This window comes from Frankia sp. Hr75.2 (assembly GCF_949319125.1).
In the GTDB taxonomy this organism is placed as follows: Bacteria; Actinomycetota; Actinomycetes; order Frankiales; family Frankiaceae; genus Parafrankia; species Parafrankia soli.
In genome coordinates this window covers 1-880 of sequence record NZ_CASGGV010000190.1, presented here as the reverse complement: position 1 = coordinate 880, position 880 = coordinate 1, and the positions used below count along the sequence as shown (strand labels likewise).

The 880-nt window shown below is 73.3% G+C and carries 2 protein-coding genes; both read left to right on the top strand.

What is annotated here, in order from left to right:
- Nucleotides 1-376: 376 nt before the first annotated feature.
- Entirely contained in the window at nt 377-691 is a 315-nt protein-coding gene (locus AC559T_RS14550; RefSeq protein WP_235013740.1) for a hypothetical protein, read from the top strand.
- Nucleotides 688-880 (top strand): hypothetical protein (locus tag AC559T_RS14545; protein ID WP_498869056.1); only part of this gene is annotated, 193 nt, incomplete at its 3' end. The genes AC559T_RS14550 and AC559T_RS14545, both read left to right, overlap by 4 nt.

Below are 880 nucleotides of genomic sequence, written 5' to 3'. Positions count from 1 at the left end.
TGCGTCGACAGACGATCTGGACGTTCTTCACGCGACGGCGACTTCCGGTCCATGGGGAACGTATGCCGCGAACGGCGACTGTACGGCCTGGGCACCGGTGCACCCGGGCGCCCCCGGGCCACGGGCAAGGCCACCGGTCCGCCCGACGCGTCGGTGCCGGTCTCTCAGCGGGTGCGGCTCCGACTCGGAGCGGCCTCATCCCATCACCGACCGTGCACGAATAGCGGCAGCGCGGTTACGCTCTGCCATTCGCTGTGGGGTGCCGAGGGAAGGAGATGCCATGACGCCGCCTGCGGGACGCGGGAGCACGACCACGAGGGGCCGAGGGGCCACACACCAGACCAATCATGACCAGCCCAAGCCTGGGTCGGAGGGTGTGGAGGGGCCGGCGGCGCGGGCCGCGACGATCCGGTTGCCGTTCCTCACCGCCCGGTTCGAGGTGCCGGGCCGGCTGGCCGGCGACGGGTGGCGGCTGGGTCCGGTCAGCGTGCCCTCGCCGGGTAAGTCCGTCTACTACGTGGGGCTGGGTGTGTTGGCGGTAGCGGAGCTGGTCGAGTGGCCGGTGGCCGTGGCCATCGCTGCCGGTACCTATGTCGCACAGCACACCCGCGGTGCGTCCTCCGCGCTGCCACGGCCGGCATCGAGCGGGCCGGCATCGGGTCCCGCCAAGGACGGGCGGTCGGGCGTGTGAGGCCGCTGCCCTGGCTACGTCCGGCCGCGGTCGCGCGGTGGTCGGGGAAGGTCGTTGAGACGGTTGTCGGTGAGTTGGCTGGGCCGTCTCGGCGGCCGCGGCGGGTGTGGCGCCGGTCGGGTGTCGCGCACATCGAGCTGCGCGGCCGCGCACGTACGGGGGTGCGCGGCCATGCCGCGGTGACGGCGG